This window comes from Lentimicrobiaceae bacterium (assembly GCA_028697555.1).
In the GTDB taxonomy this organism is placed as follows: Bacteria; Bacteroidota; Bacteroidia; order Bacteroidales; family UBA4417; genus UBA4417.
In genome coordinates this window covers 1-15,601 of the sequence record JAQVEX010000025.1, presented here as the reverse complement: position 1 = coordinate 15,601, position 15,601 = coordinate 1, and the positions used below count along the sequence as shown (strand labels likewise).

13 protein-coding genes and 1 riboswitch are annotated in these 15,601 nt (G+C 36.3%); of the genes, 4 read left to right on the top strand and 9 right to left on the bottom strand.

Annotated features, from left to right (window positions below; translation table 11 throughout):
- Positions 1–48: 48 nt before the first annotated feature.
- The 4 genes from thiE to PHP31_05335 all read right to left on the bottom strand — a co-directional run bounded on the left by thiE (position 49) and on the right by PHP31_05335 (position 5,074).
- Positions 49–663 carry a thiamine phosphate synthase gene (gene thiE, locus PHP31_05350; protein ID MDD3738700.1) on the bottom strand — a complete coding sequence of 205 codons (615 nt, stop codon included), beginning with the start codon at positions 661–663 and terminating at the stop codon, positions 49–51.
- Between the two features lies 1 nt (position 664).
- A complete protein-coding gene (locus tag PHP31_05345; GenBank protein MDD3738699.1) occupies positions 665–1,435 on the bottom strand; it encodes a sulfide-dependent adenosine diphosphate thiazole synthase in 771 nt (256 codons plus the stop codon).
- Between the two features lie 58 nt (positions 1,436–1,493).
- A riboswitch (TPP riboswitch) is annotated at positions 1,494–1,585 on the bottom strand.
- Between the two features lie 114 nt (positions 1,586–1,699).
- The gene (locus tag PHP31_05340) at positions 1,700–4,588 is read right to left on the bottom strand and encodes an insulinase family protein (GenBank protein ID MDD3738698.1); all 2,889 of its coding nucleotides are present in this window, start codon (positions 4,586–4,588) and stop codon (positions 1,700–1,702) included.
- Positions 4,589–4,783: 195 nt separating this feature from the next.
- Positions 4,784–5,074, bottom strand: coding sequence for a hypothetical protein (locus PHP31_05335; protein MDD3738697.1), 291 nt, complete (start codon positions 5,072–5,074; stop codon positions 4,784–4,786).
- 164 nt (positions 5,075–5,238) lie between these two features.
- On the opposite strand from PHP31_05335, the gene PHP31_05330 reads away from it, so the two are divergent.
- The 4 genes from PHP31_05330 to PHP31_05315 all read left to right on the top strand — a co-directional run bounded on the left by PHP31_05330 (position 5,239) and on the right by PHP31_05315 (position 9,903).
- Complete coding sequence (locus PHP31_05330; GenBank protein MDD3738696.1) at positions 5,239–6,159, top strand: alpha/beta hydrolase fold domain-containing protein; 921 nt, start codon at positions 5,239–5,241, stop codon at positions 6,157–6,159.
- Between the two features lie 116 nt (positions 6,160–6,275).
- On the top strand, positions 6,276–7,655 hold the full coding sequence (locus tag PHP31_05325; protein ID MDD3738695.1) for a hypothetical protein: 1,380 nt from the start codon (positions 6,276–6,278) through the stop codon (positions 7,653–7,655).
- A 346-nt stretch (positions 7,656–8,001) separates the two neighbouring features.
- Positions 8,002–9,162, top strand: coding sequence for a M20 family metallopeptidase (locus tag PHP31_05320; GenBank protein MDD3738694.1), 1,161 nt, complete (start codon positions 8,002–8,004; stop codon positions 9,160–9,162).
- Positions 9,163–9,252: 90 nt separating this feature from the next.
- Positions 9,253–9,903, top strand: coding sequence for a YiiX/YebB-like N1pC/P60 family cysteine hydrolase (locus PHP31_05315; protein ID MDD3738693.1), 651 nt, complete (start codon positions 9,253–9,255; stop codon positions 9,901–9,903).
- Positions 9,904–9,929: 26 nt separating this feature from the next.
- On the opposite strand, the gene PHP31_05310 is transcribed toward PHP31_05315, so the two are convergent.
- The 5 genes from PHP31_05310 to PHP31_05290 form a co-directional block, all read right to left on the bottom strand.
- Entirely contained in the window at positions 9,930–10,292 is a 363-nt protein-coding gene (locus PHP31_05310; GenBank protein ID MDD3738692.1) for a DMT family protein, read from the bottom strand.
- A 178-nt stretch (positions 10,293–10,470) separates the two neighbouring features.
- The gene (locus PHP31_05305; protein ID MDD3738691.1) at positions 10,471–11,010 is read right to left on the bottom strand and encodes a hypothetical protein; all 540 of its coding nucleotides are present in this window, start codon (positions 11,008–11,010) and stop codon (positions 10,471–10,473) included.
- Positions 11,011–11,086: 76 nt separating this feature from the next.
- Positions 11,087–12,667, bottom strand: a complete 1,581-nt coding sequence (locus PHP31_05300; protein ID MDD3738690.1) for a T9SS type A sorting domain-containing protein — start codon at positions 12,665–12,667, stop codon at positions 11,087–11,089.
- Between the two features lie 39 nt (positions 12,668–12,706).
- Positions 12,707–14,299, bottom strand: a complete 1,593-nt coding sequence (locus PHP31_05295; GenBank protein MDD3738689.1) for a T9SS type A sorting domain-containing protein — start codon at positions 14,297–14,299, stop codon at positions 12,707–12,709.
- A gap of 45 nt (positions 14,300–14,344) precedes the next feature.
- On the bottom strand, positions 14,345–15,601 hold a 1,257-nt coding region (locus PHP31_05290), incomplete at its 5' end, for a T9SS type A sorting domain-containing protein (protein MDD3738688.1).

The following is a 15,601-nucleotide window of genomic DNA, read 5'->3' as shown; positions in this document are numbered from 1 at the left end:
ATTTTTGATGAGCTCACTAGCGATGCCTTTAAAGGCATCGCCAGTGAGCTAATAAGTCTTATTCAACATCCGATTTATCTTATTTACCCTTTGTGTAAAATCAGATGTCTGCATAAAATACCTTACCATTGCAATGTTTTTGGCTCCTGCATCAATCACTTCGTTTATGTTTTCGGGGAAAATGCCTCCAATAGCAACTACGGGGACTGCAGCGAAAGACAGGACTTCTTTCAATAGTTCTGTTCCAACAGGTTTGTCGGGTTTTGCCTTTGCATTTGTCGGGTAGATAGGACCAAATCCAATATAATCCGGATTTTTAGTCAAGGCATCTCTTGCTTGCTCAATGGAGTGGGTTGAAAGTCCAATTTTCATATTTCCCACAATTTTCCGAGCATCTTCTATCGTAATGTCGTCTTGACCAAGATGTAAGTAATCGGCATCGCAAAGCACGGCAATATCAGGTCTGTCGTTGATAACAAAACTTGTTTCGCTGCCTTTGGTTATTGAGCGAATATCTCGTCCAATTTGCACTAATTCCCTGTCAGACAAGTGCTTTTCACGCAATTGCAACATTTTTATACCGGCTTCAACACATTTTTCAGCTATTGTTGTATAAGGAAGTTGCGGTTTTGTAAGAATGATATATGTTCCAAAATTTTCCATATTATTTCAAAAGTTTATCTGCAATAAGTTCAGCTACTTTTTTACCCGAAAGCAACATACCGCCAAAAATAGGTCCCATTCTGAAACCGCCACTTACGCCGTTAGCTGCCATTCCCGAGACATATAGTCCGGGGAATATCTCTTTGGTATTTTCCACGGTAGTACGTTCAGCTTCATCTACCGAAAGGGATCTTTCTCCAACGACCTTTCCTGTTTCAGTGAATAGTTTAATATCGTTTTTGCGTTCCAATGTGCGTGCAACATCACAATCGTGTCCTGTTCCGTCAATAACAGCTTTTGCCATAACAACGAGTGGGTCAACATGAAGACCTTCACGATGGATAGGTGCCCAGTTTATTACCAAACCGGCAACTTTATTGTCTAAAAAAACCACATCTTCAACCGAAGTACAGTTAAACATGATAGCTCCAGCTTTAGTAGCGTGATATATGAGCGACGATGTAGCATGCACGGAATCCATGGTATAATAGTCGTCTTCGTAATGTTTGTAGGTTATTTCAAGTTCGTCTAAAATATGAAGTGCATTTTTTTGTACAACAATCTCGTTAAACATCATAGCACCGCCCCACATTCCACCACCTGGTGCAAGTTTGCGTTCGTACAGAGCCACTTTTAAACCTTTCTTAGCAAGGTAATACGATGCAACCATTCCGGAAGGTCCGCCTCCGACAATTGCAACATCAACTGATAAATGATTTTTGAGTTTTTTGAAATAGGAATCTATAATTCCTGCTGATACCATTTGTTCCATTTTTATTTGTTTTTATAAGTTAATACTAAAATAAAATTGGGGTATCAAACCGTTGAAAAGTAGATTCTTCTCATTTTCCTACGCAGGTATTATCCCGATCAGGTTCAAGGGTATGATCTCAGCCGATTATAGGCACCCCGATTTATTTCATGCAAAATTATGCAACATTTCTAAATCAAAGAAATAACACTCGTCTTTTAAGATAAATTAACATACATCACTAGCGATGCCTTTAAAGGCATCGCTAGTGATAAGATATAATATTTATTTCCTATACAAACTCTTTTCTTTAATTTCTATAACTTTTCCGTATTTAGCCAACTCTTTCATATCAATTTGTTTTTTGTCGCCAACAATCATATAAACCATTGGTTTGTCTTTTACTTTGTTGATATAGAAATTGTTGATAGTCTCCCAAGTCAGATTTTTGTATCCGTCTAACTTAACGGTTATTGGGTCGTTTTTGTATCCTAAACGTTTCCAATTTTCGACGGAATTGGCAAGTCCTCTAAAACCAGGTCTTTTGGTCTGTGACGAAAGCTCAAGATAGTTGCGAATCATATCGGTACGTTCGGGTTTTTGCGGCATTTCTCTGATTAACGAAGTAAACACTTCCATTGCAGTAAGTGTTTTATCAGCTTGGGTACCGACGTAACCAAAGAAATCGTAAGGTTTTCCAAACTCTTTCGGAAGACTGAAATTTCCGCCTGCACCATAAGCCAACGAGCGGTATTCTCTGATTTCTTGAAGAATAAGTCCGTTGAAGCCACCGCCAATATACTCGTTGAAAGCTTCAATTTCAACGGCTTTCTCGGGCGAGAACAAATTGCCGTTAAGATAAAAGAACATCTTGCTTTGACGAGCCTTTGGCTTATTGACAAACAATATTGTGTTTTCCGAATATCTTTTTCGTGGCTTATCCAATTCGTGCTTGTCGGTCAAAGGTGTTTCTTGCAAAGGAACGTATTTTCTTATCATTTCGGAAAGATCTTCTGCAGATGATTTACCTGTAAAGCGAACTTGAAGGTTATAGGTTGTAGCCTTTTTGAAGGCGTCAACCACATCAGGAGCTTGCAGTTTTTTCACTTCTTTAGTTGACAATCTGTCGATATACTCCGATTTATCTCCGTATAATGAGTAGTTCAACAGTGCGTTGGCAACAGCATCGGGTTCGGAGCGTTCCATTTTACGTTCTGTTAGTTCGCCTTCAATTATGGTTTTAATCTTCGATTGTTCAAGTGTTGGCTTATCAATCAAAAGTCCAATCAGCTCAATTGTCCTTTCAAGGCTTTCTTCTTCTCCTTTAATATCAATAATAGTCGATGTTCTGGTCGACTGTGCACTAAACGTAGTACCTATTTTTGCAAACTCATTTTTTAGCTCGTCTAGTGATAAATCTCCTGCTCCGCAAAAATTAACCGCCTGTGTTGCATAGGTCAAAAGTGGGATTTCGGCTTCTCCAACTTTGTATTCAAATGTCAACGAGAATATATCATTAACGTGATTTTCTACTTTCAGCAATTCAACGCCATTGGAAACAGATACTCGTTCAATATCCTTGTCGAAATCTATAATATTAAAAGTTGGTTCTAACGTTTTAACATTATCTAAGTGTTGTGCGTACTCGCTACGTACGTTTGTATTGGTAGTTAAGGGCTTAAATCCGGGCTTTTCAATTTTCTCTTTCTTAGGAAAGCCCATTTTTGAGTTGAACGAAAGATAGTTGTCGCCGAATATTTCACAAGCTATATTAACAATATCTTCTTTGGTCAAGGCTTTTACTTTATCTGGATATTTATAATAATCGCTGACTGGTTTCCCTACTGTGAAATAACCACTGTATCCCAAAGCTCTATTGGAGTTATTTTCCATGTTGCTGACAAAAGAGATGTATTTGTTCTTTTTGATGCTTTCAAGCGTTTCAACATCAAATTCGCCTTTTTTTATTTTTTCAATTTCATCGAGAATGATTTTTTCAGCACTGCTGAACTTTTGACCTACTAGTTTTGGAACATAAATTATTGCAACAGCTCCATGGTCTTGATAAGGCATGGGAACTGCATTAGCAGCCAACAACTTGCCGTCGTCTGTTAGTTTATCCAACACGCCTGTAGAGTAGCTGTTGTTTAATAAATTTATCATCACTTCTGTTTTAACATAATCCTCATCTATTACCGATGGAGCTCTATATCCGAGCATACCTATTCTTATAGGTGTGAGTTTGGCTTCATAGAACTCACGACCATTAAATGGAGCTTCTTTCCAAACTGTTGGTTCAGGAACTTCGCCGGGTATCCATTTTCCAAATTTCTCTTCAATTATGGGCATTATTTCTTCCGAATTAAAATCTCCGACAAGTATCAACGCCATATTGTTGGGTACGTAATAGGTTTTGAAAAATTCGTACATTTTTGTCAACGATGGATTTTTCAAATCTTCAATTGTGCCTATAAGTGTCTGTTGACCGTAAGGGTGATTTTTGAAAAAATGTTTTTGAAACTCTTCTAAAAATCCGGTTTGGAACATGTCGTTGTAAAGGTTTTTTTCTTCGTAAACGACTTCCAGTTCAGCCTGAAAGCTACGAAAAACAGGGTCAATAAAACGATGTGCGTATAAATCCAACCATTTTAATATTTGGTTCGACGGAAACATGTTGTAATAAACGGTGTAGTCAGGTCCGGTACCTGCATTCATCATGGTTCCACCCATTTCGTTAATCAAGTTCCAAAGTTCGTTGGGTATTGCGTATTTGTTAGCTTTTATCGACTCTTCGTTTATTTTGCTTTGAATTTCCTTGCGTTCGTTTTCATCCTTGGTTTTTCCCAATTGGTCGTATAGTTCAAAAATACGGTCTATATGCGGTTTTTCTTTTTCCCAATCGGTGGTGCCTAAGGTTTCGGTACCTTTAAAAAGCATATGCTCTTGATAGTGAGCCATTCCGGTTGCATCGGCGGGGTCGTTTTTTCCGCCAGCTTTTACCGAAACCATACCAAAGACTTCGGGTTTATCGTGATTTTCGTCTAAAATTACCGTAAGTCCGTTTGCAAGTTTGTATTCGCGGACGTTATTGCTTACTTGAGCCTTAGCAATGTTAATTGCAAAAAGTGGCAACAAGAATAATAAAATACATAAGGGTTTTGCTTGTAATCTCATAAGAAACTTATTGGTTGTGTTAAATTTAATATATTTTCTATAGTTTTTTAATTTCGCTTATATGACAATATTAATTAAAGAAGTTACAAAACTACGTAAAAATAACGTATAAAGTGCTAATTAATTATCCTTTTTGATATAAAAAACTCCTTTCCGAGATAAAGAAAAGGAGTTTAGTACTTCTGTAGCTTTAGTCTAAAATAATAAATTCATAGCCCTTTCAAGGATTCTACAAAACATATAGCCTGTGACAAACATTACTATAAGTGCAGAACTGTTTTTGCCTTTTTCTAGTTGCATTTTTGCTCCAAAGTAGCCTGTTAGAACAAAAGTTAAAGCCATAGCCACACATATAATCGCTTCTACATATTCGCTATACTGGAATTTGAAAAAAGCCAAAACTATCCAAATAGACAACAATACAAAGAATGCAATAGCATACGTCTTCATTTTTTTTGCGAAAATCGATTTTTTGGAATTTGTCATAAAATATTTATTTTTAGTGTAAGATACTAATTGCTTTATACATATTTTCCGCAAAGGTATAAAAATACAAAATATTTTCGTGTTTTTATACAAGTAAAGACGAAAATAATTATACCTTAGCAATTTGAAAACAAAACATATAAAACACATCAAACAACAATACAATGAACAGATACAAGATTTTACTTATTCCCTTACTCTTTTTCTTTTCGCTATTTTCCGCTTCGGCTCAGATTACAAAAAGCACACATGTTTTTGCCGTTAAAGACGGACAAGAACTCAAAATGGATGTTTGTTCTTTCGATTCTATTTATAGCACCCAGCAACCCTGTCTGATTTTTGTTTTTGGCGGAGGTTTTAAAGAGGGTACACGAGATGCCGAATATTACAACGATTACTTTCAGTATTTTGCCGAAAGAGGTTTTAAAGTGGTATCAATCGATTACCGATTGGGAATGAAGAATCAAAAAGTTCCTGGTATTTTTAATTACAAACCCTTGCTAAACTCTATTGATATAGCAGTTGCAGATTTGTACTCGGCAACGGATTATTTGATAGAACACGCCGACGAGTTAAATATCGATACAAGCAAAATAATTATCAGCGGTTCAAGTGCGGGAGCTATTACTGTTTTGCAAGCCGATTACGAAAAACGCAATCAAAAAGAATCGGCAAGCGTACTTCCACAATCGTTTCAATACGCAGGTGTAATTTCTTATGCCGGAGCTATTTTCAGCAAAGAAGGCAAGCCATCGTACATAATAAATCCTGCTCCCACGCTGTTTTTCCATGGTAGTGGCGACAATATGGTTCCTTACAAGCAAATCCGAGTCTTTAGGTTAGGAATGTTTGGTTCCAAATCTTTGGCAAAGCAATTCAGAAAGCAAGGTTATCCGTACGTTTTCTATTCAATGGAAGGCATTGGTCACGAAGTTGCCAGCTACCCAATGAAAGAGTTTTTGCCCGAAATAGAGTATTTTATACAAGAATTAGTTCTTGATAAAAAGCAATGGATGGTTGATATTAACTTGAAAGATAAACTCAGAAAACCTACGATGAAAATCAATCCGAGAAGTTACTATTAAGAAATAAAGCATGGTTGGATAAACCAAAACTTTGTTTATATCTTACAAAAAAATAATTATATTTGCAATTGTAAATAATTGAATACCAATTGAGATAATATTAAAAAACAAATAAAATGAAAACAAGAATATTGATATTCATATTTGTGCTTTTGTTTTTTAAACAGGCTAGTTTGGCACAAACACAAAACAACGCCGATACAGTAGGACTTATTTTAGATTTTCCATTAATAGACCTGCCATATCAGTGTTATGCAACTAATATAAGAGGTAATTTTTTTACCGGCTTTGCCAATCCAAGCATGCAGCAATCTTTGGCTATGTCAAACAATCTGTATTCGTCAGCACATTATGGAATAAAAAAAATGGTCAAGACAAAAAATGAGTTTCTAAGAATTTTATATAATTATTGCATTGCTGCAGGATTTGATATTTTTACATCTTATGTTCCTTTTGGTTATGGTTGGCTTCACGAGGAATATCATAGGGCTGTTATGACAAGGAGAGAAATTAACAGTTTTAACGATATGAACACTTTTCCTTTTGGGCAAGCAACTGTTTCTGTAAGAAAGGTCAAGGATGAGGATTTAATTCGCCTATCGGACAATCATACTTATGATTTTATAAGACTTCAGACAGCAGGTTTAGAAGGGCAATATCACCAAATTCAGACTTTACAGAAAAACGATTTTTATTATAATCAGGATTTGCCACATGCTCCTTTTTACTGGTTAAGTACCATGAGCAATATTTTTTATGTCAGAAATTCGGGCAATGCAGAAGTTTTTGACAAATTAATTGACGAATCAAACGAAAATGAGGGTTCAGACATATCTAAACGTGATTTTACGGGTTCCGACTTTACCACGTGGGTAAACGCCTTATTCAACCCCGACAGACCATATGAAGATAGGGGAGTTCATCCTTCGGGTGTGGGTATCAATCGTTATATAAAACCCTCAGAACTCAGCGACGAAGAACTTAAATATCTACAAAGACAAGGAAATTTGCAATGGCTAAATATACTATCTCCACATTTAGTTGGTTTTCCAAAATTCAAGCTCAAATCTTCTGAACAAGGAAACTACTACGGAAGTTTTGCAGTCAGGCACCTGCTAACTCCCTTTGGTAACGATATTAGTCTTGATATTTTTTATAAAACACCGAAAAATAACTTCTTTTTCGCACTTCACAACTATAATAACTACAATTCATCGTTTTTTGGAATAGAAGGTGCAATAATAGATAAGCCACTACTAAATAACAAATTTTTGATTAGCGGTAGAGGTATGCTCTGGACACAGCCCAAAAACCAGTCTTTTACGACCAAAGAAGCCAGTTTAGGCGGAATGCTTAGCATTAGAGGTTCCTATCCAATGGGGTATTTGCAGCCTTATATTGAGTTAGATGCAAAATCAAAAGGTTGGGTTATGGGAAATGTGTTTTTGGAAGACAATTTGAGTGTAAGATGTGGCTTGAGTTTGATGATAAAATAGAAGTTGCAGCTTACTTAAAAAGTTTGTAAAAAACCAAATAATCTCATCAATATTTCTCGATAAAACAATTATATTTGCAATTGTAAATGTGTTTTGTTAAAAATACTATAACATACGAGTTTTTGCAAAAAAATTGAATCGACTTTGCGTAAGGATATAATGAATCTGGATTTATAGGGTATTCAAAGAGTGGATGAAACAATTAAGATTACTTAAAGATATTAAAGGGAATACTTAAAATCTAAGTTAAAGAAAGAAGGAAACGAGTTGGTTAGTGCCACTACCCAACTGAAACATATTAGAAATTGATAAAATAACACAATAAATCTATAAAAATTCAAATATCATGAATGAAAAATTATTATCCGAAGTTGCAAAACTTCAACCCGAAATGAAAGAGTGGATGGACTACATGCACCAAAATCCGGAATTGAATATGGATACTCCTAAAACGGCAAAATATATTGCCGAAAAACTGAAATCGTGGGGTTATGATGTTGTTGAAGGCATTGGCGGAACAGGTGTAGTTGGCTCTTTAACTGTGGGCAACGGAAATAAATCCATAGGCATGCGTGCCGATTTTGATGCTTTACCAATACTTGAAGACAACGACTTGTCGTACAAAAGCAAAATAGAAGGTTGGTCTCACTTGTGTGGACACGATGCACACGCTACAATGCTACTCGGTGCAGGAAAATATTTGTCAGAAACTAAAAACTTTAACGGCACTGTTCGCTTTATATTCCAACCTGGCGAAGAAACCATGGAAGGTGCACCGGCAATGGTAGCAGACGGACTTTTCAAACGTTTCCCTGTTGATGCAGTATACGGAATGCACAATATGCCGGGCTTACCTTTAGGCAAATTCCATTTCCGAGAAGGTGAAACAATGGCTGCAGTCGATAACTGGGAAATTGAGTTGACAGGTAAGGGTTCGCACGGTTCAATGCCTGAGTTGAGCATAGACCCATTGGTGTGCGGAGCATCGCTTGTAATGGCATTACAAACCATTGTAAGCCGTAATGTATCGCCTTGGAAAAACTCGGTAGTAAATGTGGGTGCGTTCCAATCGGGTGTGGCAGGCAATGCTGTTCCACAGAAAGCTATCTTGCGTTTGAGTATCCGAAATATGGAGCCAGACCTTCGCACCATGGTTCTTGACAAAATCCGTTCTATTACCAAAGCTCAAGCCGAATCGTTTAATTGTGCTTATGAAATTCGCGAGGGTGTTGCCGGAGCTGTTTTGATAAACACACCCGAAAACACAAAATGGGCTGCAAATGTTGCAAAAGCTACCTTTGGCGAAGACCAAGTTGTGGAAAACATGCATCCATACATGGGCAGCGAAGACTTTGCATTTATGCTTAAAGAAAAAGTTGGAACCTACTGCATGATTGGCAACGGCGATACCTTTATGGTACACCACCCAAAATACGTTTTCAATCAAGACATGCTAAGTCGAGGCGCAACCTACTGGGTTGCTCTGGCGGAAGATTATTTGAAGTAGGAGAGGGAAATATGATATAAAATATTAGTCTTCTTGATAAATCGTGCAAAGCAATTACATTTGCACCCAAAACGATTTAATCAACATGCCATGCATAAACTATACTTCTTACTTTCTATTTTGATTTTCGTACAATCTTGTGCTGAGAAAGAAAACCAATTTAAGTTACAAACCGGTGATTTACTGTTTTCGGTCGGGGAGGGCAATTCTGAATTGCTTGTCGCTATTCAAACCAGCACAGGTAAAGACATGGAAATTCCTTTTACACACGTCGGAATTGTGAGTATTGAAAATGACGAGACGTTTGTTATAGAAGCAACTTCTCCTGAGGGTGTAGTAAAAACGCCATTAGAAGAATATTTTGAAAAGACAGCAGTACTAAACAACAAATATTTAATGGCGGTAGGGAGGGTGCACAAGGAGTTTGAATACACAATTCCGGGTGCTATAAAAAACGCCGAAAGCCACTTAGGTAAAGAATACGACTACGCTTACGATGAAACCAACAATCAATTTTATTGTAGCGAGTTGGTTCGTTTTGCATTTTTAGATTCGCTAGATAAGCCAATTTTTAAACCTTTGGCAATGACTTTCAAAAACCCCGAAACTGATAGCATTGACGCTTACTGGATAAAGCATTATGAGGAATTAGGCAAAGCTGTTCCGGAAGGCGAACCAGGAACAAATCCCGCAGACATGAGCAATTCGCCCGTAATAAAAATTGTTTACAAATATTATTGAGCAATAAAAGAATAGAGATAATTCTATTACTTGAAAATAAAATACACCGCCAATACTAACAGCGCAAAACCTATGATATGGTTGGGTTTTATCTGCGATTGAAAAACTACGTAAGAGAAAACCATAAAAACTACTAGCGTTATAACTTCCTGCAACACTTTAAGTTGAACCAACGAAAACGGTCCGCCGTTGTTGATAAACCCAATCCTGTTTGCAGGAACCTGAAAACAATACTCGAAAAAAGCGACGCCCCAACTAAAAACAATAATTCCAAATAGCGATAGTTTGCTAAACCACGGAAACTCAGCAAGTTTTAAATGTCCGTACCACGCAAAAGTCATAAAAATATTGGAGCAAATCAGCAACCCTATGGTAAGTATAGCTTTCATAAAAAAAGATTTATTATAATAATGCTCGCAAAAGTAGTAAGATTGTATTAACACAACAAGCTAAAAAAAAGTGTATGTCCCTAATAATAAATCACCCTTTGGGTCTAACCCAAAGGGTGATTTCTATTTCATTAATTAAAATCGACTAGATTTTATAAGTTTATTTAACTTTATTAAATTAATCGACCAAAGTGAAATTTGCCAAAAAATCCATTACAAGTTCTACGGATAAATCAACATTAGGACGTGTACCAACAAGTATTATGTATAGCTTTTCGTTTTCAAGTTTGTTTAATAATTCGCCATTAACAATGGTAAAACGAAGTACTGTACCTTCTTCAACTACGTCTGCTCTAGCTACCAAATTATCAGTATTGTCAAAATAGAGTTTCATTCCTACGAGTCCGTGCATGTCATATCCCGAAGGAATTTCTTCTTCAAGTGTTCCACCTGTAATTGCAAAAGAATTTAAGCTGCTGAGTGGGAATCCGATACTGTCAAGAACTTTTGCGACGTTAATTTCACCTTCGAATAGCACTTCTTCTCCTTCGTCAAAATTAACTGAGAAGTTGCCCTTTGATGGAGTTGTTGAAGCAATATTAAATGCCACTTTTTGATTTTTGATAGCAATACTTTTAGTTATTGGTTCATCTGTGCACGATGCCATTATCGCCAATATAAGGGATAGGCAAATTAATGATAAAAATTTAGTTTTCATGATTTTTGATTTTTTGATGTTTGTTATTAAGTTAATTATTTCATGCAAAGATAAAACTTTGTTTGAATTTTGGTTATTATAATTTAATAAATTTTTCAGTGTATTGTTTTTTACCCGAATTTATTTTCAACATATAAATTCCCGCAGGCATGTTTTCCAAACTAATTTTGGTTTGATTGCCTGCAAAACATACTTTTTTAATAAGTTTACCTTGAAAGTCTATGATTTTTGCTGAATATTTATCACTATCTTGTAGTTTAATGTTTATTGTGTTGGTTGCGGGATTTGGAAATACATTTAACTCTCCGTTAGACGAAAATATTTTTTCTGAATCAAGAGTACTCCATTCACTATCGAAAAGCAATTTGGTAACCTTTGGTGATGCTGAATTGTGATATTCAAATGCGATACAGGCTTTTGAACGGGTGAGGTCTATGTCTACCGCAGGGAAATAAAAATAACCATTTCCTAAAGAGGATAAAGAAACGTCGCCTACATGTACCCAACCTGAAGGACCTTGATCTATTTTAGTATAATGTTGAACTTTGTATTTTAATGTATATTCGTCGTCATTTTTTTCGACATAAGCTAAAAGGTAATTGTTGTATTTTTTGTCATATGATAAGTCAGGGGTTACTTCGATTTTATCGGGTGCCGATGCAACATGAGCCCAATCCAAATTATCTAGGGTGTGATTATAGATATCATAAGATGGTTTAGGAAAAATCTTCATAATATCCCAATCGATACTGCTATATTGACAAGTGTATGCAATCATAAAGTTGTTTAGTTCGTCTAAGGTGTTGTTGCACAACCATTGAATTTTTGGTTCATAGCTTGAAAAAGTAGTTGAATATTTCTTATTTACTTGTAAAACATCAGTCATATCACCTCCGTACGCATAACCAGCGATAAAACCAATATTGTTTTCGGTATGTATATCCATTTCAAAAACAATACCCACTCTCGGCATATATAAATTTTCATCTGCTTGCCCAATAGAGATATCAATACTACCAAAGGATGAACCAACTTTATTGTATATCCACTTTTTGTCGAAGGTGGCGCCACCGTCCATAGAATAACAATATTCAACATTACCTCTATCAACGTCGATGCTGTGGTTGGTAAAGGCAAAACCAATAATAAATGGTGTAAATACAAATTCCGGTGAGCGTGCGTTGGTGGCTATAGCAACGTCTTTGGTCTTAGTGTTCTCATAACTAAAAGAATATATAGTAGAACCATTTTTTGCATCAGCATCCATCTTTACTAAATATAGACTGGTTTTTTGTATTGTCATATTGTTGTCAGCATATAAATACCAGATATTAATATCCGACTCATTACTGCCTGTTACCACAAAATCGCGTCCTCCTTGCTTAATACCCGTAGGAGTGATTCCATGATAGATTTGTTCAAAATTTGCGCCACCGTCTTTTGAACGGTAGATTCTTGTCTCATCTTTTTCGGTAGGATGATCATATTTGTTCATTAAAACATATATCCATCCATTGTCGGCAACTGATATTTTAGGCTGTATCCTATAATCTCCGCTACATTCATGTAGTACTACATCAGAGCCGAATTTTTGAGCCGAAGCGGTAAAACTCAACGCTAAAATGGCAATTAGTAAGTAGTAAAATTTTGTTTTCATGATTTTTTTTAATTATAAAGTTTAGCTTTATGTATTTTGTTATAGTGACTTAATAAACTTTTCGGTATACTGTTTTTTACCCGAATTTATTTTCAACATATAAATTCCCGCAGGCATGTTTTCCAAACTAATTTTGATTTGATTGCCTGTAAAACTAACTTCTTTAATAAGTTTACCTTGAAAATCTATAATTTTTACAGAATATTTATCACTATCTTGAAGTTTAATGTTTATTGTGTTGGTTGCGGGATTTGGAAATATACTCAACTTTTCGTCTGCCGAAACTATTTCCTTTGTATCAACAGTACTCCATTCGGAATCAAAAAGCAAACGGGTAATACTAGGTGATCCCCAATGGTAATATTCAAATGCAAAACAAGCTTCTGTACGGGTAAGGTCAATATCCACCACAGGAGAGAAAAAACGTTCATTTCCGGAAGAGACTGAAGAAACATCGCCTACAAGTGTCCATCCACCAGACCCTTGATCAAATTTAGTATAATGCTGTGTTTTATATTTCAGCACATATTTGTCGCCCTCATTTTCAACGTAAGTTAAAAGGTAGTTGTTATAGTTTTTGTCGTATGATAAGTCCGGATAAAATTCATTTTTGGTAACGCTACCTGCGATATATTTACAATCTAAATTGTCCAGCGTGTGTGATGCACCCAAGCCATAACCAGCTTCGGGATGAATCTTTATAATATCCCAATCATTACTATTCCAATAATTAGAGTAGGCAATCATAAAGTTGTACGGCTCGTTTAAGGTGTTGTTGCACAGCCATTGAATTTTTGGTTCTTTAGCCGTAACATAACTGCTATATTTCTTATTTACCTGCAAAACATCAGAAACAGTATAACCGTCTGCAACAAAAGTTTGAAACCCTATGTTGCCAAGACCGGAGGTTTCTTTGTCCATTTCAAATACAACACCTGCACAAGGCCAATATGCACTTGCGTTTGCTTGTCCGATAGATAAATCAATAGAGCCGAACACCGACCCAACTTTGTTATACACCCATTTTTTGTTGAATGTGGCTCCTCCGTCGGTTGAATACCAGTAATCGACATTGCTTCTGTCTTCGGGAATACTGTAAGTAGTCATAGCAAAACCAATGGTAAATGGACTCCAAACAGTTTCCGGCGAGCGTGCGTTGGTAGCAATAGCCACATCATAGGTTTTGGTGTTATCATAGGTCTTAAAAACTATAGTAGTTCCATTTTGCCCGTTAGCATCCATTTTTTTTAAATATACAGAGGTTGATTGTGCTGCCGTATTATTAACAGCGTACAAGTACCAAATAGAAATGTTTGACGGATCGTTGCCGGTTACAACGAAATCGCGTCCTGCATTTTTAAATCCACTAGCAGTTTGAGCAGATGAGATTTCTTGGAAAGTAACACCACCATCTGTTGAGCGATAAAATATTCTCATATCTTTTTCTGTAGGATGTCCATATTTGTTCATCATTACATATATCCATCCGTTATCAGCTACTGATATTTTTGGTTTTGCCCAATAATCACCCGTACATTCGTGTAATACTATATCTGAGCCAAATCTTTGAGCCGAGGCGGAGAAACTCAACGCCAAAACGACGATTAACAATAAGTAAAATTTTGTTTTCATGACTTTTAATTTTTTAGGATATAAAGTTTTGTTTTATGTGTTTTGTTATAGTGACTTAATAAACTTTTCGGTATATTGTTTTTTGCCCGAATTACATTTTAACATGTAAATACCTGCGGGTATATTATCCAAACTAATTTCAGCTTGGTTACCTGTAAAGTTGAATTCTTTAATAAGTTTACCTTGAAAATCTATGATTCTTACATAGTATTTGTCAATATCTTGTAGTTTTATATTAATTGCGTCGGTAGCAGGATTTGGAAATATATTTAATTTCCCATCCGCCGAAACTATTTTTCCTATATCAACAGTACTCCATTCGGCATCTGTCCATACGGTGTTATTGCCCGCAGAGTGAGAGTCTGTTGTCCACGACCAGCACACTTGGTTTTTGGTAGGATTTATATCTATAGAAGTTGAGTAGGCATTATCTGTATTGCTTTTCATAGCCATGCTGTAACATCCGAGAGTAGTCCAATATGTTTGGTCGTTTATTTTATCTGTATCAATATACTTGTACATCATATTAAAAGAACTACCATATTCTTTTATATAAGTAGCCAAGTAGTGGTTGTATTGTTTATCAAACGAAAGTGCTACATCTCTGTCAATTGTTGAATTAGCATCATCTAGACTTGCCCAATCAAAGTCACTAATTGCAGGAGTGTGTCCTGTGCCTATATTAAAACTCGTTTTCGGATAAACATATTTAACATCAACATCACTTTCACTATATCTTCTATCAAAAGCAACGATAAAATTAAATGAGCTAACTCCACCAATAGTAGGATTTAACTCACTGTTTCCAAACCATTGCACTTTTGGGTTTCGTGTGTTATTTTCGGCGTTGGGAATTACTTTAGATAAGTTTATAGGTCCCGACCAAGCAAAGTTGTTGTCGTAATCCATATAGTTTGCCAAAAATCCGATATTGCGACAGTTATATCCGTCAGCATCACCCATTTCGAAGGCTATACCCGCCATTCCGAATATTGCGGAACGTGCCTTGCCTAATGAGACATCTACTCTGCCTAATTTACGCTCTCCCTCCAAGCTGTATATTACCCTCCTGGTAAAAGAACTGCCACCATCAAGAGAATAAGCATAATTTAACCAAGAAAAACCTTCAACAGCAGTATAATCGGTGTATGCTATTGCTATGGCAAATGGAGATCCTCCATCACCAGGCGAGCGATGGTCGGAAGATATTGCTACGTGGTAGGGTTGGTAATCTTTGCTGGTTTCACTATATGCTACTCCCAGAAAATTGCCGTTGGCATCGTGTTTGGCTATTCGCACTTC

Excerpts from the sequence above, each read along its gene's own strand:
- PHP31_05330 (MDD3738696.1), top strand. The coding sequence starts at position 5,239 with ATGAACAGATACAAGATTTTACTTATTCCCTTACTCTTTTTCTTTTCG.
- PHP31_05345 (MDD3738699.1), bottom strand. The coding sequence starts at position 1,435 with ATGGAACAAATGGTATCAGCAGGAATTATAGATTCCTATTTCAAAAAA.
- PHP31_05295 (MDD3738689.1), bottom strand. The coding sequence starts at position 14,299 with ATGAAAACAAAATTTTACTTATTGTTAATCGTCGTTTTGGCGTTGAGT.
- PHP31_05310 (MDD3738692.1), bottom strand. The coding sequence starts at position 10,292 with ATGAAAGCTATACTTACCATAGGGTTGCTGATTTGCTCCAATATTTTT.
- PHP31_05325 (MDD3738695.1), top strand. The coding sequence starts at position 6,276 with ATGAAAACAAGAATATTGATATTCATATTTGTGCTTTTGTTTTTTAAA.
- PHP31_05305 (MDD3738691.1), bottom strand. The coding sequence starts at position 11,010 with ATGAAAACTAAATTTTTATCATTAATTTGCCTATCCCTTATATTGGCG.
- PHP31_05315 (MDD3738693.1), top strand. The coding sequence starts at position 9,253 with ATGCATAAACTATACTTCTTACTTTCTATTTTGATTTTCGTACAATCT.
- PHP31_05320 (MDD3738694.1), top strand. The coding sequence starts at position 8,002 with ATGAATGAAAAATTATTATCCGAAGTTGCAAAACTTCAACCCGAAATG.
- thiE (MDD3738700.1), bottom strand. The coding sequence starts at position 663 with ATGGAAAATTTTGGAACATATATCATTCTTACAAAACCGCAACTTCCT.
- PHP31_05340 (MDD3738698.1), bottom strand. The coding sequence starts at position 4,588 with ATGAGATTACAAGCAAAACCCTTATGTATTTTATTATTCTTGTTGCCA.
- PHP31_05335 (MDD3738697.1), bottom strand. The coding sequence starts at position 5,074 with ATGACAAATTCCAAAAAATCGATTTTCGCAAAAAAAATGAAGACGTAT.
- PHP31_05300 (MDD3738690.1), bottom strand. The coding sequence starts at position 12,667 with ATGAAAACAAAATTTTACTACTTACTAATTGCCATTTTAGCGTTGAGT.